This window comes from Clavibacter davisi, from assembly GCF_052751415.1.
Genome location: NZ_CP199882.1, coordinates 1,700,047 through 1,719,805 on the forward strand (window position 1 = coordinate 1,700,047; position 19,759 = coordinate 1,719,805).

Annotated in this window: 17 protein-coding genes; 10 read left to right on the forward strand and 7 right to left on the reverse strand. The window is 74.3% G+C overall.

Annotated elements, in window-relative coordinates:
• The first annotated feature begins 31 nt into the window (after nucleotides 1–31).
• The 5 genes from ACU4ZT_RS08095 (at nucleotide 32) to holA (ending at nucleotide 8,322) form a co-directional block, all read left to right on the forward strand.
• Nucleotides 32–1,540 carry an anthranilate synthase component I family protein gene (locus ACU4ZT_RS08095; RefSeq protein ID WP_445336997.1) on the forward strand — a complete coding sequence of 503 codons (1,509 nt, stop codon included), beginning with the start codon at nucleotides 32–34 and terminating at the stop codon, nucleotides 1,538–1,540.
• 98 nt (nucleotides 1,541–1,638) lie between these two features.
• On the forward strand, nucleotides 1,639–4,197 hold the full coding sequence (gene leuS, locus ACU4ZT_RS08100) for a leucine--tRNA ligase (RefSeq protein WP_063070286.1): 2,559 nt from the start codon (nucleotides 1,639–1,641) through the stop codon (nucleotides 4,195–4,197).
• Between the two features lie 140 nt (nucleotides 4,198–4,337).
• Nucleotides 4,338–5,399 carry a helix-hairpin-helix domain-containing protein gene (locus tag ACU4ZT_RS08105; protein ID WP_445336998.1) on the forward strand — a complete coding sequence of 354 codons (1,062 nt, stop codon included), beginning with the start codon at nucleotides 4,338–4,340 and terminating at the stop codon, nucleotides 5,397–5,399.
• Nucleotides 5,400–5,743: 344 nt separating this feature from the next.
• On the forward strand, nucleotides 5,744–7,231 hold the full coding sequence (locus ACU4ZT_RS08110) for a ComEC/Rec2 family competence protein (RefSeq protein WP_063070285.1): 1,488 nt from the start codon (nucleotides 5,744–5,746) through the stop codon (nucleotides 7,229–7,231).
• A 62-nt stretch (nucleotides 7,232–7,293) separates the two neighbouring features.
• Nucleotides 7,294–8,322, forward strand: a complete 1,029-nt coding sequence (holA, locus tag ACU4ZT_RS08115; RefSeq protein ID WP_270981600.1) for a DNA polymerase III subunit delta — start codon at nucleotides 7,294–7,296, stop codon at nucleotides 8,320–8,322.
• Between the two features lie 164 nt (nucleotides 8,323–8,486).
• On the opposite strand, the gene rpsT is transcribed toward holA, so the two are convergent.
• A complete protein-coding gene (gene rpsT, locus ACU4ZT_RS08120; RefSeq protein WP_012038238.1) occupies nucleotides 8,487–8,750 on the reverse strand; it encodes a 30S ribosomal protein S20 in 264 nt (87 codons plus the stop codon).
• Nucleotides 8,751–8,885: 135 nt separating this feature from the next.
• A complete protein-coding gene (locus tag ACU4ZT_RS08125; RefSeq protein ID WP_063070283.1) occupies nucleotides 8,886–9,404 on the reverse strand; it encodes an NUDIX hydrolase in 519 nt (172 codons plus the stop codon).
• Nucleotides 9,405–9,508: 104 nt separating this feature from the next.
• Between ACU4ZT_RS08125 and ACU4ZT_RS08130 the strand changes: the two genes are divergently transcribed.
• From ACU4ZT_RS08130 to lepA, 3 genes are all read left to right on the forward strand, one after another.
• Nucleotides 9,509–10,771 carry an amidohydrolase gene (locus ACU4ZT_RS08130; protein WP_414747970.1) on the forward strand — a complete coding sequence of 421 codons (1,263 nt, stop codon included), beginning with the start codon at nucleotides 9,509–9,511 and terminating at the stop codon, nucleotides 10,769–10,771.
• Nucleotides 10,768–11,745: an epimerase gene (locus ACU4ZT_RS08135; protein ID WP_445336999.1), complete on the forward strand. Its 978-nt coding sequence runs from the start codon at nucleotides 10,768–10,770 to the stop codon at nucleotides 11,743–11,745. The genes ACU4ZT_RS08130 and ACU4ZT_RS08135 overlap by 4 nt, the downstream gene beginning before the upstream one ends.
• A gap of 138 nt (nucleotides 11,746–11,883) precedes the next feature.
• Entirely contained in the window at nucleotides 11,884–13,731 is a 1,848-nt protein-coding gene (gene lepA / locus ACU4ZT_RS08140; RefSeq protein ID WP_063070280.1) for a translation elongation factor 4, read from the forward strand.
• Nucleotides 13,732–13,797: 66 nt separating this feature from the next.
• Here lepA and ACU4ZT_RS08145 read toward each other — a convergent pair whose 3' ends face one another.
• Both ACU4ZT_RS08145 and ACU4ZT_RS08150 read right to left on the reverse strand, forming a co-directional pair.
• A complete protein-coding gene (locus ACU4ZT_RS08145) occupies nucleotides 13,798–14,631 on the reverse strand; it encodes a hypothetical protein (RefSeq protein ID WP_414763349.1) in 834 nt (277 codons plus the stop codon).
• Nucleotides 14,632–14,897: 266 nt separating this feature from the next.
• Entirely contained in the window at nucleotides 14,898–15,671 is a 774-nt protein-coding gene (locus ACU4ZT_RS08150) for a hypothetical protein (RefSeq protein WP_063070279.1), read from the reverse strand.
• 376 nt (nucleotides 15,672–16,047) lie between these two features.
• Between ACU4ZT_RS08150 and ACU4ZT_RS08155 the strand changes: the two genes are divergently transcribed.
• Nucleotides 16,048–16,701, forward strand: coding sequence for a DUF1990 domain-containing protein (locus ACU4ZT_RS08155; protein ID WP_063070278.1), 654 nt, complete (start codon nucleotides 16,048–16,050; stop codon nucleotides 16,699–16,701).
• A 38-nt stretch (nucleotides 16,702–16,739) separates the two neighbouring features.
• Here the strand turns inward: ACU4ZT_RS08155 and ACU4ZT_RS08160 are convergent, their stop codons facing one another.
• Nucleotides 16,740–17,441, reverse strand: a complete 702-nt coding sequence (locus ACU4ZT_RS08160; protein ID WP_445337000.1) for an HAD family hydrolase — start codon at nucleotides 17,439–17,441, stop codon at nucleotides 16,740–16,742.
• A gap of 61 nt (nucleotides 17,442–17,502) precedes the next feature.
• On the opposite strand from ACU4ZT_RS08160, the gene hemW reads away from it, so the two are divergent.
• Entirely contained in the window at nucleotides 17,503–18,726 is a 1,224-nt protein-coding gene (gene hemW, locus ACU4ZT_RS08165) for a radical SAM family heme chaperone HemW (protein ID WP_063070276.1), read from the forward strand.
• Between the two features lie 51 nt (nucleotides 18,727–18,777).
• Here hemW and ACU4ZT_RS08170 read toward each other — a convergent pair whose 3' ends face one another.
• Nucleotides 18,778–19,191 carry a VOC family protein gene (locus ACU4ZT_RS08170; RefSeq protein WP_063070275.1) on the reverse strand — a complete coding sequence of 138 codons (414 nt, stop codon included), beginning with the start codon at nucleotides 19,189–19,191 and terminating at the stop codon, nucleotides 18,778–18,780.
• A 10-nt stretch (nucleotides 19,192–19,201) separates the two neighbouring features.
• Nucleotides 19,202–19,597: a DUF4870 domain-containing protein gene (locus ACU4ZT_RS08175; protein WP_063070274.1), complete on the reverse strand. Its 396-nt coding sequence runs from the start codon at nucleotides 19,595–19,597 to the stop codon at nucleotides 19,202–19,204.
• Between the last annotated feature and the right edge of the window lie 162 nt (nucleotides 19,598–19,759).

The window sequence follows — 19,759 nt, forward strand, 5'->3', positions numbered from 1 at the left end:
AGGGTGCGGCCACGACACCGGGAGGCCGCGCATGGACGGAGCGCTCGCGCACGCGAGGACGGCCGTCCGGGGACGCCGCATCGCCGGATGGCACGACCCCGAGGACGTCTTCACGGCCCTCTTCGCCGACGAGGCCGCGGGCGACGTCGCGTGGCTCGACGACTCGGCGGGGGAGGGCTGGAGCTACCTCGGTGCGAGCGCGGGCAGCGTCACCGCCTGGCCGGACGGCGTCTTCGACGGGCTGGCCGGGCTGCTGGCGCACGCGTCGGCCGCCGACGCCGGCGCCTCCCTCGACGACGGCCTCCCACCCGACCTCGCCTTCCGGCTGGGCGTGGTCGGCTGGATCCCGTACGACGCCTGGACCGAGACCGTGCCGCTGCACCACGCGCCGGTCGCGGACGCCCCGGACCGCGCCGCGCCCGAGCACGCAGCGCCCGAGCATGCCGCGCCCGAGCATGCTGAGCCCGCCGCCGCCGCCGTCCTCCGGGTGGAGCGCCTGCTCGCGTTCGACCACGGCACCTCCGCCGTCTGGGCGGTCGCGCGCGCGGGGGACCCGTGGCTCGACGCCGTCGAGGGCGACCTCGCGGGCGTCCCGGCGAACCCCCGTCGGGCCGCCGCGGCGCCACCGCACGGCCCCGCCGACGCGGATCCGGGATCCGACCCCGTCTGGCGCCACGACGACGACGGCTACCTCGCCCTCATCCGCTCGTGCCAGGAGTCCATCCGCCGCGGCGACGCCTACCAGCTCTGCCTCACCAACACCGCGCGCATGCCCGGGCGGGTCGACCCCGTGCGCGTGCACCTGGCCCTGCGCGCGCTCAGCCCCACCCACCACGGCGGGTTCCTCCGCATAGGCGGCACCGTGCTCGTCAGCGCGTCGCCCGAGCGCTTCGTCGAGGTGGACGCGGGCGGCACGCTGCGCACGCTCCCCATCAAGGGCACCCGGCCGCGTCACGCCGATCCGGCAGCCGACGAGCGGGCCCGCGCCGAGCTGCTCGCGAGCGACAAGGAGCGCGCGGAGAACGTGATGATCGTCGACCTCATGCGCAACGACCTCAGCCGCGTGTGCGTGCTCGGCTCGGTCCGCGTCACGAGCCTCTTCGCCGTCGAGGCGTACGCGCAGGTGCACCAGCTCGTCAGCCGTGTGGAGGGCCGGCTCGTGCCCGGCGTCACGGCGGTGGCCGCGGTGCGCGCCCTGTTCCCCGCCGGATCCATGACGGGAGCCCCGAAGTCCGCGGCCGTCGGCATCCTCCGGGCCCTCGAGCGCGGGCCGCGCGGCGTGTACGCGGGCGCGTTCGGCTGGTTCGGCGACGACGGACGTGCCGACCTGGCCATGGTGATCCGCTCGGTCGTCGTCGTGGACGGCCGTGCAACCGTGGGCGCCGGGGGCGGCATCACGGCCCTGTCGGTGCCCGAGGAGGAGCTCGAGGAGGTGCGCGTGAAGGCCGCGCCGCTGCTGGCCGCCGTGGCCGCGGGCCGGGTCGCGGAACGCGTCGGGGGTCTCCCGTCCTCCCTCCCCAGGGCCGCCGCCGGGGCCTGATCCGCCACCCCGTCGCCCGTGCGGGTTCCCCCCGGCCGGGTCACTAGTCTTGTCGAGGCCTTGACGGCCGCGACCCCCGCATCGAATCGAGAGCGCCCTTGGCACACGAGACCCCCGACACCCCCGGCGACACCTACGACTTCCGCGCCATCGAGGCCGAGTGGTCGGAGGTGTGGGAGCGCGAGCAGCCGTTCCGCACGCCGGACGCGAGCGACACCCGTCCCCGCAAGTACATCCTCGACATGTTCCCGTACCCCTCGGGCGACCTCCACATGGGGCACGGCGAGGCGTTCGCCATCGGCGACGCGGTCGCGCGCTACTGGCGCCAGCAGGGCTTCACCGTCCTCCACCCCATCGGCTGGGACTCCTTCGGCCTGCCGGCGGAGAACGCCGCCATCAAGCGCGGCGTCGACCCGCGCGAGTGGACCTACGCGAACATCGACACGCAGAAGCAGTCGATGAAGCGCTACGGCCTCTCCTTCGACTGGGAGCGCGAGCTCCACACGAGCGACCCCGAGTACTACGCGTGGAACCAGTGGCTGTTCCTCAAGATGCACGAGAAGGGCCTCGCCTACCGCAAGGACAGCTGGGTCAACTGGGACCCGGTGGACCAGACGGTGCTCGCCAACGAGCAGGTGCTGCCGGACGGCACGTCCGACCGCTCCGGCGCCGTCGTCGTCAAGAAGAAGCTCACGCAGTGGTACCTGCGCATCACCGACTACGCCGACCGCCTGATCGACGACCTCAACCAGCTCGAGGGCAAGTGGCCGTCCAAGGTGCTCAACATGCAGCGCAACTGGATCGGCCGCTCCGTGGGCGCGGAGGTCGACTTCGTCATCGAGGGCCGCGACGAGCCCGTCACGGTGTTCACCACCCGCCCGGACACGCTGCACGGCGCCACGTTCATGGTGGTCGCGCCCGACAGCGACCTCGCGGCCGAGCTCGTCGAGGGCGCGTCCGACGAGGTCCGCGAGGAGTTCCGCGGCTACCTCGAGCGCACGCAGCGCCTCAACGAGATCGAGCGCTCCACGACCGACCGGCCGAAGACGGGCATCCCGCTCGGCCGCACGGCCGTCAACCCGGTCAACGGCGAGCGGATCCCCGTCTGGGCCGCCGACTACGTCCTCGCCGACTACGGCACGGGCGCGGTCATGGCCGTCCCCGCGCACGACCAGCGCGACCTCGACTTCGCGCGCGCCTTCGACCTGCCGGTGCGCGTGGTGGTCGACACCACGCAGCCCGTCACGGGCGCCATCCGCATCATCCCGGAGGACGGCGAGCTGCCCGACCTCGAGGAGGTGCTGCCCGGTCGCACGGGCGTCGCGCTCCCCGGCGAGGGCCGCCTCATCAACTCCGGGTCGCTCAACGGCCTGAGCAAGCAGCCCGCCATCAAGCGCGTCATCGAGCAGCTCGAGGCGGAGGGCCGAGGCCGTGCGGCGAAGAACTACCGGCTGCGCGACTGGCTCATCTCGCGCCAGCGGTTCTGGGGCACGCCCATCCCCATCGTCTACGACGCGGAGGGCAACGAGATCCGCGTGCCGGAGGACCAGCTGCCCGTCAGGCTGCCCGACACCGCGGGGCTCGACCTCACGCCCAAGGGCAAGTCGCCGCTGGCCGCCGCGACGGAGTGGTCGAACGTGCCGAGCCCGGTGGACGGCAGCCCGGCCACGCGCGACCCCGACACCATGGACACGTTCATGGACAGCTCCTGGTACTGGCTGCGCTTCCTCTCGCCGAACGACGCCACGAAGGCGTTCGACCCGGCCGACGCCGACCGCTGGGCGCCCGTCGACCAGTACGTGGGCGGCGTCGAGCACGCGATCCTGCACCTGCTGTACTCGCGCTTCATCACCAAGGTGCTGTTCGACCTCGGCTACGTCACCTTCACGGAGCCGTTCAGCGCGCTGCTGAACCAGGGGATGGTGCTCTCCGGCGGCGTCAAGATGTCGAAGAGCAAGGGCGGCGTCGACCTCGGCTCCGAGATCGACCGCCACGGCGTGGACGCCATCCGGCTCACCATGGCGTTCGCCGGCCCGCCGGAGGACCCGATCGACTGGGAGGACGTGTCCCCGTCCGGGTCCGCCAAGTTCCTGGCCCGTGCGTGGCGCCTCACGGGCGACATCACGAGCGCGCCCGAGGTCGAGTGGAAGACGGGGGACGAGGCGCTCCGCCGCGTCACGCACCGCTTCCTGGCGGAGGGCCCCGGGCTCCTCGAGGCGTTCAAGTTCAACGTGGTCATCGCCCGCACGATGGAGCTCGTCAACGCCATCCGGAAGACCATCGACCAGGGCCCGGGCGGCGGCGACGCGGCCGTCCGCGAGGCCACCGAGGTCGTCGCCGTGGCGCTCAGCCTCTTCGCGCCGTACACGGCCGAGGACATGTGGAAGCGCCTCGGCTACACGGGCTCGGTCGCGTTCGCCGGCTGGCGCAAGGCCGATCGCAACCTGCTCGTCGTGAGCACGGTCACCGCCGTCGTGCAGGTCGACGGCAAGGTGCGCGACAAGCTCGAGGTCGACGCCCGCATCGGCGCCGACGAGCTCGAGGCGCTGGCCCGGGAGACGGCGGGCGTCACGCGGTCCACCGCCGGCCGAACGATCGACAAGGTCATCGTGCGCGCGCCGAAGATCGTCAGCATCACCACCAAGCCCGCCTCCTAGCGGGTGGCCGCGCACGCGGGAACGAGGGCGGTCCGGATCCCGGGCCGCCCTCGCTCCATCCCAGGGGCCGCCGCGGGGCACGATCCCCAGCCCGGACGCACGGGATCGTCCGCACCGGCGTCGCGGCCTACCGTGCGCGCATGCGCTCCCACCGCCCCTCCCGGCCCGCACTCCCCGCCGACGATCCCGGCGACGCCGCGGGCGACGCCACGGGATGGGGCGGACCCGACGAGGATCCGTTCCCGGCGGAGGATCCGTTCGATACGGAGCATCGGTTCCCGGCGGAGGACCCGTTCGACGCGGAGGACCCGTTCGGTGCGCGCGCAGACGCGGCCGAGGACGCGCGGCCGCGCCCCGCGGACCGGGGCACGCGCGCCGCCGCGCCGCGGCTCCCGGCGGACCTCGTGGGGCGGCGTCCGCGGTTCCGCCTGCGCACGGGGGTCGGGGCGGCCGCGGTGCTCGTGGCCGCCGCGCTGGTCGTCACGATCCTCGTCACGGCCGTCCAGGCGACCGGGACGCCCGGCTCCGACGCAGCCGGGGCCGCCTCGCCCCGCGCGACCTCGCACGGGGAGGGAGCGGCCACCGCCGACGCGTCGGCAGCGGGTGGCACCGTGTCCGACGTCGGGTCCGACGACGCCGGATCCCCCCGCACGACGGGCCATCCCGGGGATGCCGTGTCGCGCTCCGGGGGCGCAGCCGATGCCGACGGCGCGGGCACCGGATCCGGCTCCGGCTCCGGGACCGCCGGCGCCGCCCCCGTCTACGTCCACGTAGTCGGCGCCGTCGTCTCTCCGGGCCTGTACCCGCTGGCGGCCGGGAGTCGGGTGGTCGACGCCCTCGCCGCAGCCCACGGGCTCGCGGACGGCGCGGATCCGGCGGGCGTCAACCTGGCGCGCGTCCTCGTCGACGGCGAGCAGCTCGTCGTGCCGCGCCAGGGGGAGACGCCTCCCGCCGCCGCCTCGGGTCCCGCCGGTGCGGCCGCCGGCAGCGCGGGCGGCGCGACCCCGTCCGCGCCCGTCGACCTCAACACCGCGACAGCGGAGCAGCTGGAGACGCTCCCGCGCGTCGGCCCGTCGCTCGCCGGGCGCATCATCGCCTGGCGATCCGCGCACGGCCGCTTCGCGCGCGTCGCCGACCTCGGCCGCGTGCCGGGCATCGGCGATCGGACGCTCGCCTCGCTGACGCCCCTGGTGCGGGTGTGACGCCCCGCCGAGCGGACCCGACCGCGCGCGACCGCCCCGCCCGTGGCCCTCGTGACGTCCGGGGCGGCCGTGATCGGGCGCGAGCAGCCGCCGCCGCGACGCCGCTCGACCTGCGGCTCGCCATCCCGGCGGGGGTCGGCTGGTGCGCGACGGCCGTGGCGATCGGCGTCCGCGGGTCCGCCGCTCCGGCCGCGGTCCTCGCCGCGGCGCTGGCCGCTGCGCTCGCGCTGGCGTCGGTGGCCGCGGCGCGGCGGTCCCGATGTGACGAGCGCGGCGCCCGACCGGCCCCACCCGGGCGCGGATCGCGGCGCGCATCCCGGGGTCCCACCTCATCCCCGCCCGGGATGCTCCGAGGCGCGGCCGGCCTGGCGGTCGCCGCGGGCGTGGCGGCGATGCTCCTCGGCGCGGCGGCCGCCCGCGAGCCGCTGCGCCATCCCGTCGAGCTCGAGGCCGCGGCGGCCGCCGCCGGGATGGTCGTCGCCGACGTCGTCCTCGACGAGTCGCCCGCCCCGGTGGCGGGGCGCGCGTCGGGCGCGTCCGCCGCACCCGCCCGGGTCCGGATCGTCGGCCGCCTCCGCGTCATCCACGTCGGCGGGCAGGCGCCCGGTCGGGCCGCCGACGTCACGGTGACCCCGTCGGCGCCCGTCCCCGTGGTCGTCTTCGCGCCCGCCGCCGCCGTGGGCGGCGCGCGACCCGGGGTGGGGTCGACGATCCGGCTGACCGCGGCGGTGCGAGCCGCGGAAGCGGGCGACCAGGCGGCCTACCTGCTCCTCGCCCGCGGCGGCCTCGAGCAGATCGCCCGGCCCGACGGCCCGCTCGCCGTCGCCGACGGCCTGCGCCGGGAACTGACGCGCGCCGCGTCCGAGCTGCCCGGGCCGGGAGCGCGTCTGCTCCCCGGGCTCGCCATCGGCGACGTGTCCGCCGTCCCCGCGGAGCTCGCGCAGACCATGAAGGACACCTCCCTGACGCACCTCACAGCCGTCTCCGGCGCCAACTGCGCGGTCATCGTGGGCATCGTGCTCGCGCTGGCCGCCGCCGTCGGGCTGCGGCGGCCGGCCCGCGCCGTCGCCGCGGTGGGGGCCCTCGCCGCGTTCGTCGTGCTCGTCACCCCGCAGCCGAGCGTGCTGCGCGCGGCCGTCATGGCCGCGGTGCTCATCGTGTCCACCGTCACCGGCCGCCCCTCACGCGGTCTGCCCGCGCTCGCCCTCGCGGTGGTCATCCTCCTCGTGGGCGATCCCTGGCTGGCTCGGGACCTCGGCTTCGCGCTGAGCGTGCTGGCCACGGCGGGTCTGCTCGTGCTCGCGCCACCGCTCGCCGACCGCCTCGCGCGAGGGATGCCGCGTCGCCTGGCCGAGGGGCTCGCCGTCCCCGTCGCCGCGCAGGTCGCCTGCCAGCCGGTCCTGCTGGTGCTGCAGCCGGGACTGCCCGTCCACGGCGTGCTCGCGAACCTCCTCGCCGAGCCCGCGGCGGCGCCCGCCACCGTCGCGGGGCTCGCCGCGTGCGTCCTGCTGCCGATCTGGCCGGCCGCGGGGGGATTGGCGCTGCGGCTCGCCTGGCTGCCGTCCTCGTGGATCGCGGCCGTCGCCCGGGTCATGTCGGAGCTGCCGTGGGGGCGGGTCCCGTGGCCCACCGGCTTGGGCGGCGTCGTCGCGCTCACGCTGGCCAGCGCGCTGGCGGTCGCGGCGCTCGCGCTCGGACGCGGGCCGGGGGAGCGCCGCGCCGGGACCGCCGTCACTCCCGGCCCGGCCCCGCCCGCAGCCCCGTCGTCGGCGGGCCCGCCGCCCGTGCACGGCGTGCGCCCGGGGACGGCCGATGTCCCACCCGACGGCTAACCTGGATCCGCTCGCGGCACCCGACCGCGGCCGACCACTCCACCCCGCCCGGAAGGACCCGCATGGCGACCAGGACCACCCGCGGCACCGCCGCGAAGGCGTCCGCGGCCATCCCGCAGCTCGCGTGGGATGCCGTCCGCCCCGCCCCCATCGTGCTCGTCTCCGGCACGGAGGCGCTCCTCGCGGACCGGGCCATCCGGCGCCTCCGCGACATCCTCACCGCGGAGGATCCGAGCATCGAGGTGTCCGACATCGAGGCCGACTCCTACGCCCCTGGGGAGCTCATCACGCTGGCCAGCCCGTCGCTGTTCGCGGAGCCGCGGCTCATCCGCGTGGTCAACGTGGAGAAGTGCTCCGACCAGTTCCTGCTCGACGCCGTCGCCTACCTCGAGTCCCCGGCCGACGACACCTACGTCGTGCTCCGGCACGCCGGGGGAGTGCGCGGCAAGAAGCTGCTCGACGCGGTGCGCGCGGGCACGGGCGGCGGCATCGAGGTCGTCTGCGCGGAGCTGAAGAAGGACAGCGAGAAGCACGACTTCGCCGTCGCCGAGTTCCGGGCGGCCAAGCGCTCCATCACGCCGGGCGCCGTGCGCCAGCTCGTCGCCGCGTTCCAGGACGACGTCAGCGAGCTCGCGTCCGCGTGCCAGCAGCTCATCTCCGACACGGCGCACGAGATCACCGAGGTCACGGTCGACGAGTACTACGGCGGCCGGGTGGAGATCAACGCGTTCGCGGTCGCCGACTCCGCCATCGCCGGTCGCCGCGGCGAGGCCCTCGTGCTCCTCCGGCACGCGCTCACCTCGGGGGCGGATCCGGTGCCGCTCATCGCCGCCTTCGCCATGAAGATCCGCACCATGGCGAAGGTCTCCGGCGTCTCCGGCCCCTCCGGCCAGCTCGCCTCGAAGCTCGGCATGGCGCCGTGGCAGGTGGACCGCGCCCGGCGCGACCTGCAGCTCTGGGACGACGAGGGCCTGGGCCGCGCCGTGGAGGCCCTGGCCGAGGCGGACGCGCAGGTCAAGGGCGGCGGACGCGACGCGGTCTACTCGCTCGAGCGCATGGTCCGCACGGTCGCCTCCCGCGGCCGCGACTGAGACCACGGCGTGGGCCGCGACGGGGACCGCGACTGAGACCACGACGCGGACCGCGCCTGAGGCCGCCCATCAGGACCGCCCCTGAGGCCGCCCATCGGCATCGCGCCGAGCACGACGAAGGGCCCCGCGGAAAGCGGGGCCCTTCGTCGTGCGGTGCGGCGAGGTCAGCCGATCTTGGCGACCTGCTTGGCGATCGCGCCCTTGCGGTTCGCGGCCTGGTTCTTGTGGATGACGCCCTTGCTGGCGGCCTTGTCGAGCTTCTTGCCGGCGAGGCTGACGGCCTTGACGGCCGCGTCCTTGTCGCCCGCCGTGATGGCGGTCTTGACCGAGCGGATCGCCGTCTTCAGCTCGCTCTTGACGGCCTTGTTGCGCTCCTGAGCCTTCTTGTTCGTGCCGATGCGCTTGATCTGCGACTTGATGTTTGCCACGTGTTATGTCTTCCGTTCGATTTTTCGTCAGATGAGTTGCCGCTCAGCGAGAGAGGGCGCCTGCGGCGATACCGCGTGATCGGGGAGGATCACACGCAAGCCAACAGGCGACGATACCAGGTCGCGGCCAGGAAATCAGGCGCCCGAGCCCCGCGCGTCGCCGTCCGCCCACGGGGAGCGCTCGCCCGGACGCACGAAGCGGGCCTCGGGCAGGTCGTCGACGGCGTCCAGGATGCGCTGGCGGAGGTCCGCGGGCATGTCCGGGAGGGCGTCCACCGGCCACCAGCCCACGTCGAGCGACTCGTCGTCGGCGACGTGCGCCTCGCCGCCCACGTAGCGGCAGCGGAAGGTCAGGTCGAGGTAGCTCGCGCGGTCGCCGTTGGGGTAGGTGATCTCGCCGGTGGTGCCCACGGAGACGAGCCGCTCGACCTCGATCTCCACGCCCGTCTCCTCGGCGGCCTCCCGCGCGGCGCCGACGGCGGGCTCCTCGCCGGGATCGAGGATCCCCGTGACGGGCGCCCACCCGCCGGTGTCGCCGCGGCGGACGAGGAGCACGCGCGGGCCGTCGAGGATCACCGCGGTCACGCCGGACAGCCACAGGGGCTCCGTGCCGATCCGCTCGCGGAGCGACACGATGAAGTCGGGGATGCCCATCCCGCGAGCCTACCGAGGCTCCTCCGGCGACCCCGTCCCCGGCGGCCGCCAGAACGCGCCGCGGCCGCCCCGCCGCCGCCGCCCCGCCGTCCTAGGCTCGGGGCATGGCCCTCCCCGCAGATCCCACCGCCCCCGTCCGCGCCTCCGCATCCACCGTCACCGCCATCACCGGAGGCCACGTCGTCCCCGTCGACGGCGCCCCGATCCCCGGCGGCACCGTCCTCCTCCGCGACGGCCTCGTCGCCGCGGTCGGCCCGGCCGCCGACGTCGAGGTCCCCGCGGACGCGACCGTGATCGACGCCGCCGGCCGCTGGGTCCTCCCCGGCTTCGTCGAGGCGCACGGCCACGTGGGCATCCACGAGGAGGCCAACGGCCCGGCGGGCGACGACACCAACGAGATGACCGACCCCGACATGTCGTCGGTGCGCGCGATCGACGCGATCGACATCGACGACGAGGGCTTCCGCGACGCGCTCAAGGGCGGCGTCACGACCATCGTCGTGAAGCCCGGCTCGGGCAACCCGATCGGCGGCCAGTCCGTCGCCATCAAGTCGTGGGGCGGCCGCACCATCGACGAGCAGCTCGTGAGCGACTCCGTGAGCGTCAAGAGCGCGCTCGGCGAGAACCCGAAGCGCGTCTACGGCTCCAAGGACCGCACGCCGTCGACGCGCCTGGGCGTCGCCATGGTGATCCGCCGGGCCTTCCGCGACGCCGAGGACTACCGCGCCGCCCGCGACCACGCGGCGAAGGAGGGCACGCCCTTCTCCCGCGACCTCGGCAAGGAGACGCTCGTGCGCGTCCTCGACGGGGAGCTCGCCTGGGACCAGCACACGCACCGCCACGACGACATCGCCACGGCGATCCGCCTCGCCGACGAGTTCGGCTACCGCCTCGTGGTCAACCACGGCACCGAGGGCGACAAGATCGCGGACGTGCTCGCCGAGCGCGGCATCCCCGTCATCTTCGGGCCCATGATCACCTCGCGCTCCAAGGTCGAGCTCCGCGACCGCGCCGTCGCGAACCTCGCGGCCCTGCACCGGGCGGGCGTCCTCGTGGCGATCACGACGGACGCGCCCGTCGTGCCCATCGACTTCCTGGTGCACCAGGCGTCCTTCGCGGTGAAGGACGGCCTGCCGGCGGACATCGCGCTGCGGGCGATCACCGCGAACCCCGCCGCCATCCTCCGCCTCGACCACCGCGTCGGCGCGCTCACGCCGGGCCTCGACGCCGACGTCGTGATCTGGTCGGGCGACCCGCTCGACGTGCGGTCGCGCGCCGAGCACGTCATCATCGGCGGCGACACGGTCTACACGTGGGCCGACGGCCGGGGCACCACGGTCGAGCGCGGCACGCGCTTCGGCGCATGAGCGACGCACCGGGGCCGGCCGCCCCGCGCATCGCGGTCATCGCGGGCGCGTCCGGCTTCATCGGACAGGTGCTCGTCCGCGAGCTGACCGAGGAGGGCTACCTCGTCCGCACCGTCGGTCGCTCCGGCGCCGACGCGCGCTGGGGCGACGCCGAGGGGATCCGCCGCCTCCTCGACGGCGCCGACCTCCTCGTGAACCTCGCGGGCAAGAGCGTGAACTGCCGCTACGGCGTGGCCAACCGCCTCGAGATCCTGCGCTCGCGCGTGGAGACGACCGCCGAGCTCGGACGCGCGATCCAGGACAGCGTGGCCCCCGTGCCCGTGTGGATCAACGCCTCGACCGCCACGGTGTACCGGCACGCGACCGACGGGCCGCAGACCGAGTCGACGGGGGAGCTCGGCGACGACTTCTCGCCGTCGGTGGGCCGCGCCTGGGAGCGCGCGTTCTTCGCGCCGGATCTGCCGTCCACGCGTCGCGTCGCGCTGCGCATCGCGATCGTCCTCGGACGGGACGGCGCGCTCCAGCCGCTCCTCGGCCTCGCGCGCTTCGGCCTCGGCGGGCCGCAGCTCGACGGGCGGTTCCCGGGGCGCCCGTCGCGCATCCGGGCGGGCGCGCACCACGTCTTCCAGCCGACGAACGGCCGCCAGGTCTTCAGCTGGCTGCACATCGACGACTTCGTGGGGATCATCCGCTTCGTGCGCGACACCCCGACGATCGAGGGCCCGGTCAACGCGTCGAGCCCCGCGCCCGTCACCAACCGGCGGCTGATGAAGGTGCTGCGCCACGCCGTCCGCATGCCGGTCGGCCTCGCCGCGAACCGGTGGATGCTCGAGGCGGGCATGTGGCTGTTCCGCACCGAGCCCGAGCTCGTCCTCAAGAGCCGCTGGGTCGTCCCGGAGACGCTCGAGGCCGCGGGCTACCGGTTCCGGTGGCCGGAGCTCGACGCGGCGGTTGCCGACATCGTCCGCCGCTGATCCCGTCGCCGGGCGCGGTCCCTGCTCCTCCGCGGGCAGGGACCGCGCCCCGCCTCGGCGCCGGCGCCCGGACCGGCCGGACCGCCCCGCCATGGGATGATCGACGGACCGCCCCACCCGCTCGACCTTGAGGAACGCGTGAGCCCCCTAGCAACGAAGGCCCTCCGGCCCGCCGCGACCGACCCCGCGTCCATCCGCAACTTCTGCATCATCGCCCACATCGACCACGGCAAGTCCACGCTGGCCGACCGCATGCTGCAGCTCACGGGCGTCGTCGAGTCGCGCGCCATGCGCGCCCAGTACCTCGACCGCATGGACATCGAGCGCGAACGCGGCATCACCATCAAGAGCCAGGCCGTGCGCATGCCGTGGGAGCTGGAGGGGAAGACCTACGCGCTCAACATGATCGACACCCCCGGTCACGTCGACTTCTCGTACGAGGTCTCCCGCTCGCTCGCCGCATGCGAGGGCGCGATCCTCCTGGTCGACGCCGCGCAGGGCATCGAGGCCCAGACGCTCGCGAACCTCTACCTCGCGCTCGAGAACGACCTCACGATCATCCCGGTGCTCAACAAGATCGACCTGCCGGCGGCGGATCCCGACAAGTACGCGGCCGAGCTCGCCTCCCTCATCGGCGGCGACCCGGCCGACGTCCTGCGCGTCTCCGGCAAGACGGGCGCCGGCGTCGAGGAGCTGCTCGACCGGGTCTCGCGCACCATCCCCGCTCCCGTCGGCGACCCCGACGCGGCCGCCCGCGCCATGATCTTCGACTCGGTCTACGACGCCTACCGCGGCGTGGTCACCTACGTCCGCATGATCGACGGCAAGCTGAGCCCGCGCGAGAAGATCGCGATGATGTCGACGCGCGCCACCCACGAGATCCTCGAGATCGGCGTGAGCTCGCCCGAGCCCACGCCGTCCGACGGCCTCGGCGTCGGCGAGGTCGGCTACCTCATCACGGGTGTGAAGGACGTGCGCCAGTCGAAGGTCGGCGACACCGTCACGACCGCGGCGCGCCCCGCGACCGAGGCGCTGCCCGGCTACACCGAGCCGCTGCCCATGGTCTTCTCCGGGCTCTACCCGATCGACGGATCCGACTACCCCGACCTCCGCGACGCCCTCGACAAGCTGAAGCTCTCGGACGCCGCGCTCGTCTACGAGCCCGAGACCTCGGTCGCGCTCGGCTTCGGCTTCCGCTGCGGGTTCCTCGGCCTCCTGCACCTGGAGATCATCACCGAGCGCCTCTCGCGCGAGTTCGGCCTCGACCTCATCACCACGGCGCCCTCCGTCATCTACGAGGTCACGAGCGAGGACAAGAAGACCGTCACGGTCACCAACCCGAGCGAGTTCCCGGGCGGCAAGATCGTGAGCGTCTCCGAGCCCGTGGTGAAGGCCGCGATCCTCGCCCCCAAGGACTACGTCGGCACGATCATGGAGCTGTGCCAGTCGCGGCGCGGCATCCTGCTCGGCATGGAGTACCTCGGCGAGGACCGGGTGGAGATCCGCTACACGATGCCGCTCGGCGAGATCGTGTTCGACTTCTTCGACAACCTCAAGAGCAAGACGGCCGGCTACGCGTCGCTCGACTACGAGCCCGCGGGCTCGCAGGAGGCCGACCTCGTGAAGGTCGACATCCTGCTGCAGGGCGAGCAGGTCGACGCGTTCAGCGCCATCGTGCACCGCGACAAGGCGTACGCGTACGGCGTGCTGATGACCGGGCGCCTGCGCGAGCTCATCCCGCGCCAGCAGTTCGAGGTGCCGATCCAGGCCGCCATCGGCGCCCGGATCATCGCCCGCGAGTCCATCCGCGCCATGCGGAAGGACGTGCTCGCCAAGTGCTACGGCGGCGACATCACCCGCAAGCGCAAGCTGCTCGAGAAGCAGAAGGAGGGCAAGAAGCGCATGAAGATGGTCGGCCGCGTCGAGGTCCCCCAGGAGGCGTTCATCGCCGCGCTCTCGGGCGACACGGAGAAGAAGGCCAAGTAGCCGCCCCCCCCCGCACGACGCGCCCCCTGCCTCTCGAGGCAGGGGGCGCGTCGCGTGCGGAGCAGGTCAGCAGACGGTCGGCTTCGGCGAGCCGGCGGCGGTCCACTGGCGGAACGTCAGCGCGACGCCCCGGGGAGCCGCGAGGCCGACGTAGCGGATCTCCGAGCTGCCCCGCGCGGAGCAGTACCTGTCGTTCGGGAAGGACGGGACGACCTTCGGCGTCGGACGGCCGGCGTCGAGCCACGTGTCGTAGGAGATCGCGGTCTGCCCGCCCGTGAGGGGATCCGGACCGACGATCGTGCCGAGCCAGGAGAGCTTCGAGAAGCCGACGGCCTCACGGCGGTCGACCGCCGGGTAGCCGAGGGTGCGCCACTCGGCGAAGGTCAGCGTGTGCCACTCGGCGGCATCCGAACCCCAGAGCGTGCCGGTGCGCACGAGCAGCTCGTCGGACGTCGGGTACTGGACGACGGTGGAGGAGAACGGCAGCGCGCCCCGCGTCGGCGCCGGCGATCCGGCGCGCCGCCACTCGGTGCCGGTCAGCACCGCCGTGAGGCCGGAGTGCGTGCCCATCACATCGGCGAAGACGGTGCTGTCCCAGGGGAGGAGGCGGTAGGCGACGGCCGCGGGGACGGGACGCGGGAAGCCGTCGGCCTTCCACTCCGCGAAGGTCGCGTAGCCGATCCCGGGGACGTCGGCGGAGACGGGGGACTCGACGATCAGCGAGTCGTTGAAGGGGACCGAGTAGTAGGTGTCCCCGGCAGCGGCCTGGGCTGGTGCCGCGGCGAGGACGCTGCCGCCGAGGACGAGCGCCCCGACGAGGGCGAGGGCGGGCAGTGAGCGGTTCATGATGGCCTTCCGATGGGCGACGCCGAGGCGCCGAGAGGTGTCGTGCTGGATCATGCGGACCGAGGATCCGCCCGTTCCGGCTCGGCCTCGCAGGCCCAAGGTAGCGGCTTCAACTCGCGTAGGAATGCAGCTCTGATCACGGTTTCATCACGGCACCGACCACCCCCGGACGAGGGTTGGGCGGACGGATGAGGAGGCGGTCCTCGCGGGAGGGATGCGCACGGCGCCTGCACCTGCTAGGCGTGCGCACCGCACGTGGCCTGGACGACGAGACGCGCCCCGCCTCGAGAGGCGGGGCGCGTCAGGCGCTGCGGGAGGGGTCAGCAGGTGGCGGGCTCGGGCGACCCCGCGGCGACCCACTCGCGGTAGGTGAGCGCCATGCCCTCGGGCGCGGCCTTCCCCACGTAGCGGATCTCGGCGGCTCCGGCCGCGTGGCAGAAGCGGTCGCCGTCGTAGGACGCGACCACGACGGGGGTGGGGCGGGCGAAGCGGTCCCAGACCGCGAACGAGACGGGGCCCGTCTCGCCCGAGCTGGACACCGGGCCGACGAGCGTCGCGTTCCAGGACAGCTTGGAGAAGATGCGCGGCGACGTCGTGTCGACGGCCGGGTAGCCGAGGTGCGCGTACTCGGCGAAGGTCAGCTGGTGGTATCCGGGGTCGTCGGTGAAGGAGGACTCGGACTCCACGACGAAGAGCTCGCCCGATCCGGAGTACTGCAGGATGCTCGACGCGGCCGGGAGGCGGTCCGTACGGGGCGTCGGGGACCCGGCGCGCCGCCACTCGGCGGAGGTCAACGAGACCGAGAACGCCGCGTCGCCCGCGGTGCTGTCGGCCTGGACGGTCGACTCCCACGTGAAGCGCACGTACTGCGTGGCGGCGGGCTGCGGCGCCGGGAAGCCGGCGGCGCGCCACGTCTCGAAGGACGCGGGCTGCGCCTCGGCGCGCCCGGCGACCGTCGTCACCTGGAAGAGCGAGGAGTCGTAGGGCACGGAGTAGAACGTGCCGCCGGCGGCCGCGGAGGCGGGGGTCGCGACGGCGACTCCGGCGACGGCGAGAGAGCCGGCGACGGCGAGGGCGGTGAGGGAGCGGAGCACGGGAGGACCTTCCGAGGACCGACGACGAGCGTCGGGAGAGGGGGATGCGCGACGCTCGGGAGGCCCGGCGCCGACTGAAGGCTAGGGGTCCGCGGAGGACGGCCGCTCGCGTTCGGATCACGATCCGGTGACGGTCCTCGGGCCCCTGCATCGCGGGGATGACGGCGTCGTCAGGATCCTCATCCGGAGGGATGACGTCGAGGGTCCGAGCCCCCGCCCGGGGGCACCGAGAGCCCTCGGACGGGGGCTCGTCCATGCTGGCGGCACGCGCCGCGGCGCATCCGGCGATGGCTCGGAGCACCGGCTCGGCTCCGCTCCGCAGCGGTCCGCCCGGCGTCGGCCGGGACGTCCAGCGGCACGCCGTAGTCTGATCCTCATGCGCCGCAGCACCTACACCGCGACCGCCGTCACGTACGGCTCCGTCGGCGGCACCCAGGCCGTCGATCTCATGACCTACCCGCCCGAGGGCTACCGCCCCGCCGAGGCGAGCGCCCGGCTCGGCAGCGGCGACGAGCGCTTCGAGCAGGCCGTCGCCCTCCTCATGACCTGGGGGGTGCAGCGCGGCAGCGGGATCGACGTCACGCGCATCGAGCAGGAGGTGCCGGACGAGCCCGGCTACCGCGGACTGGAGTTCGACGAGGACGGGGTGCCCCAGGTGCCCGCCGACCGCCCGCGCGAGGCGCTGTACGGCGACGACGGGACCGCGTGGATCACGTCGGGGACCTCGGCCGTGCTGCGCATGCCGTTCGGGCCGTTCCACCCGGAGGCGCCGGTGCGCGTCGTCTACACCGTCGAGGAGGCCGACCGCGTCGGCTTCGCCTACGGCACGCTGCCCGGCCACCCGTTCAGCGGCGAGGAGGCGTTCCTCGTCTCCCGGGAGCCCGACGGCAGCGTGTGGCTCACCCTCCGCGTCTTCTCCCGCCCGGCCTCGTGGCCGCTGCGGCTGGCGAGCCCCGTCCTCCGCGTCGTGCAGGGGATCTTCACGCGCAGGTACCTGCGCTCGCTGCACCCGGCGGTCGCCTCGGCCTGATCCGCGGCGCCGCGTGCTCCGCCCCTCGGGTGCCGGGATCAGCGCGCGGCGAGTCCGTCCAGGAACGCGAGCACCTCGTCGCGCCCGGCCCGGAGGTCCGGCACCACGAGCGCCGCGTGCGCGTCCGGGGCCCGCAGCGCGTCCACGTCATACGCCCCCGTCGCCACCGCGACGAACGGGAAGCCCGCCGCCTCCGCGGCGACGCCGTCCGCGGGGGTGTCGCCGATGATCACGACGGGCGCGCCGGCCAGCTCGGCGGCCGCCCGCCGGGTGAGGTCGCTGCGGATCCGGGCCTCGTGCCCGAACGCGGACGCGTCCCAGTCGAACAGGCCGACGTCGAGCCCGGCGCCGTCGAGCTTGTACCGGGCGCGGAGCGGCGAGTTGCCCGTGAGGAGCGCGTTCACCCAGCCGCGTGCCGCCACGTCGGCCACGAGCTCGGGGACGCCGACCGGCACGGTGCGGCGGCCAGGACCGTAGTGCTCGACCCGCGACAGCTCCTCGAGGTGCTGACGGACCGGCGCGTGCAGCGACTCGGGCAGGCCGTAGACGTCCAGGGTCTCCCAGATGATCTGCCCGTCGGTCTTGCCGTGCGCGTGCACCGTGCGGTCCACGAGCGGCTCGCCCGCGGCCAGCTCGATCGCGCGGTGGTACATGCTGCCGGAGCGCGGGCTGTTGTGGAGGAGCGTGCCGTCGACGTCCCAGAGGACGTGGAGGGGCCGGGGCGTGGGGGCGTCGGTCATGCGCCCATCCTGCCGGAGGCCGCTGCACGGACCGGCCTCCGCGCCGGGGGATGATGGACGGATGCCGTCCGCCCTGCCCCTCGCCGATCCCGCCCCCGCCGACGGCCTGCTGCCCGCCTCCGCGTCCGCGGGCGCCGACGAGCGCGCGTTCGGCGTCTACCTGCACGTGCCGTTCTGCCGCGTGCGCTGCGGCTACTGCGACTTCAACACCTACACGGCGCCCGAGCTCCGGGGCGTGAAGCAGTCGGACTACGCGTCGCAGGCCGTGCAGGAGGTGCGGTTCGCCGGATCCGCCCTCCGCGACTCCGGCGTACCCGCACGGCCCGCCTCCACCGTGTTCCTCGGCGGCGGCACGCCCACCCTCCTGCCGGTGGAGGACCTGGTGCGGATGCTCGACGCCGTGCGCGAGACGTGGGGCATCGCGGAGGGCGCCGAGGTCACGACCGAGGCGAACCCCGACAGCGTCGACGACGCCTACCTCGCGGCCCTCGCGGCGGGCGGCTTCACGCGCGTCTCGTTCGGCATGCAGTCGGCCGTGCCGCGCGTGCTGGCGACGCTGGAGCGCACGCACGACCCCGCCCGCATCGCGCCCGTCGTCCGCGGCGCCCGCGCGGCCGGGCTCGAGGTGAGCCTCGACCTCATCTACGGCACGCCGGGGGAGAGTATCGACGACTGGCGCGCCTCGCTCGAGCAGGCGATCGCCCAGGAGCCCGACCACCTGTCCGCGTACGCGCTCATCGTGGAGCCCGGCACGAAGCTCGCGCGGCAGATCCGCCGCGGCGAGGTGCCCGAGCCCGACGAGGACCTCCAGGCCGACATGTACGAGCTGGCCGACCGCATGCTGGGCGAGGCCGGCTACGAGTGGTACGAGGTGAGCAACTGGGCCCGCGGCGGCCGCCGCAGCCGCCACAACCTCGCGTACTGGCAGGGCCACGACTGGTGGGGCGTCGGACCCGGCGCGCACAGCCACGTCGGCGGCGTGCGCTGGTGGAACGTGAAGCACCCGGCCGCCTACGCCGACCGCGTGCTCGCGGGCGCCTCCCCGGGCGCCGGCCGCGAGAACCTCGACGACGCCACGCGCGAGGTGGAGCGGGTCCTGCTCGGGGCGCGGATCCGCGACGGCCTGTCCATTCCCACCCTCACCGTCGAGGGGCGCCGCCAGGTCGCCGGGCTCATCGCCGACGGCCTCGTGGACCCGCGCGCCGCCCTCGCGGGCACCCTCGTGCTCACCCTGTCGGGGCGGCTCCTCGCCGACGCCGTGGTCCGCCGCCTCCTCGAGGACTGACACGGGCCGTGGTCCGCCGCCTCCTCGAGGCCGGCGCGCACCGCCGCCGGGTCAGAGGACGACCGCGCCCACCTCGTCGCCCGCCTCGCGCTCGGCGTCGCTGCGCTCCACGCAGAACTCGTTCCCCTCCGGGTCGGCGAGCACGACCCACCCGCTGCCGTCCGCGTTCCGCCGGTCGGCGACGAGCGTCGCGCCGAGGGCGAGCACCCGGTCGACCTCCTCGTCGCGCGTGCGGTCGTCGGGCGCCAGATCGAGGTGCACCCGGTTCTTCGCCGTCTTCGGCGCGTCCGTGCGCTGCAGGATGATGCCGAGGCCCGACACCGGGTCGCCGAGCCACGCCGCGTCCTCGTCGGGGCGGTTGGGCTCGTCCGGATCCTCCGCGAAGCCGGTGACGCCCGCCCAGAAGAGCGAGAGCGCGTGCGGGTCCCGGCAGTCCACGGCGACGTGGCGGATCCTGGCGCTCATCGGTCCCCGACTACTTGATCCACCGGATGTTGAGCGGGTAGCGGTAGGGCCGACCGCCCTGCACGCGCGCGCCGCCGATGATCGCGAACACGATGTTGACCACGACGACCGCGAAGATCACGAGGCCGAGCAGCACGGAGATGAGGATCCCGAGGAACGGGATGACCACGAAGACGGCCTGGAGCACGTTGAGGATGACGAGCACGCCGGCGACGTTGATCGTCCAGTTCGTCGCCTCCTTGCCCTCCTGGTCCGTGAAGCGACCGCGTTCCCGGAACACGAGCCAGACGATGAACGACGGCACGATGAGGATCGCGAGGAAGTGCGTCAGCGACGCCCACAGCCGGTCCTCGCCCGGGGTGAGGGGGGCGGGGGCGCCGTAGGGGTGGGGATCGGGTGCGGACATCGCGGGCCTCTCGGTGCACGGCACGGGCCGACGGCCGGTGGATCGCGCGGGATCGTGTGGGTGGTGCCCGGCCTCGCCCGGCCCCACCACGCTACCTCCGCCGACGCGCGACCGGCAATGCCGGGCCGTCGGATCCACGCGGTACGATTGGCAGTCAGAACC

Excerpts from the sequence above, each read along its gene's own strand:
- ACU4ZT_RS08125 (WP_063070283.1), bottom strand. The coding sequence starts at position 9,404 with ATGGGCATCCCCGACTTCATCGTGTCGCTCCGCGAGCGGATCGGCACG.
- ACU4ZT_RS08110 (WP_063070285.1), top strand. The coding sequence starts at position 5,744 with ATGCTCCGAGGCGCGGCCGGCCTGGCGGTCGCCGCGGGCGTGGCGGCG.
- ACU4ZT_RS08175 (WP_063070274.1), bottom strand. The coding sequence starts at position 19,597 with ATGTCCGCACCCGATCCCCACCCCTACGGCGCCCCCGCCCCCCTCACC.
- hemW (WP_063070276.1), top strand. The coding sequence starts at position 17,503 with ATGCCGTCCGCCCTGCCCCTCGCCGATCCCGCCCCCGCCGACGGCCTG.
- ACU4ZT_RS08145 (WP_414763349.1), bottom strand. The coding sequence starts at position 14,631 with ATGATCCAGCACGACACCTCTCGGCGCCTCGGCGTCGCCCATCGGAAG.
- ACU4ZT_RS08095 (WP_445336997.1), top strand. The coding sequence starts at position 32 with ATGGACGGAGCGCTCGCGCACGCGAGGACGGCCGTCCGGGGACGCCGC.
- ACU4ZT_RS08170 (WP_063070275.1), bottom strand. The coding sequence starts at position 19,191 with ATGAGCGCCAGGATCCGCCACGTCGCCGTGGACTGCCGGGACCCGCAC.
- ACU4ZT_RS08105 (WP_445336998.1), top strand. The coding sequence starts at position 4,338 with ATGCGCTCCCACCGCCCCTCCCGGCCCGCACTCCCCGCCGACGATCCC.
- holA (WP_270981600.1), top strand. The coding sequence starts at position 7,294 with ATGGCGACCAGGACCACCCGCGGCACCGCCGCGAAGGCGTCCGCGGCC.
- ACU4ZT_RS08130 (WP_414747970.1), top strand. The coding sequence starts at position 9,509 with ATGGCCCTCCCCGCAGATCCCACCGCCCCCGTCCGCGCCTCCGCATCC.
- ACU4ZT_RS08135 (WP_445336999.1), top strand. The coding sequence starts at position 10,768 with ATGAGCGACGCACCGGGGCCGGCCGCCCCGCGCATCGCGGTCATCGCG.
- ACU4ZT_RS08155 (WP_063070278.1), top strand. The coding sequence starts at position 16,048 with ATGCGCCGCAGCACCTACACCGCGACCGCCGTCACGTACGGCTCCGTC.
- ACU4ZT_RS08160 (WP_445337000.1), bottom strand. The coding sequence starts at position 17,441 with ATGACCGACGCCCCCACGCCCCGGCCCCTCCACGTCCTCTGGGACGTC.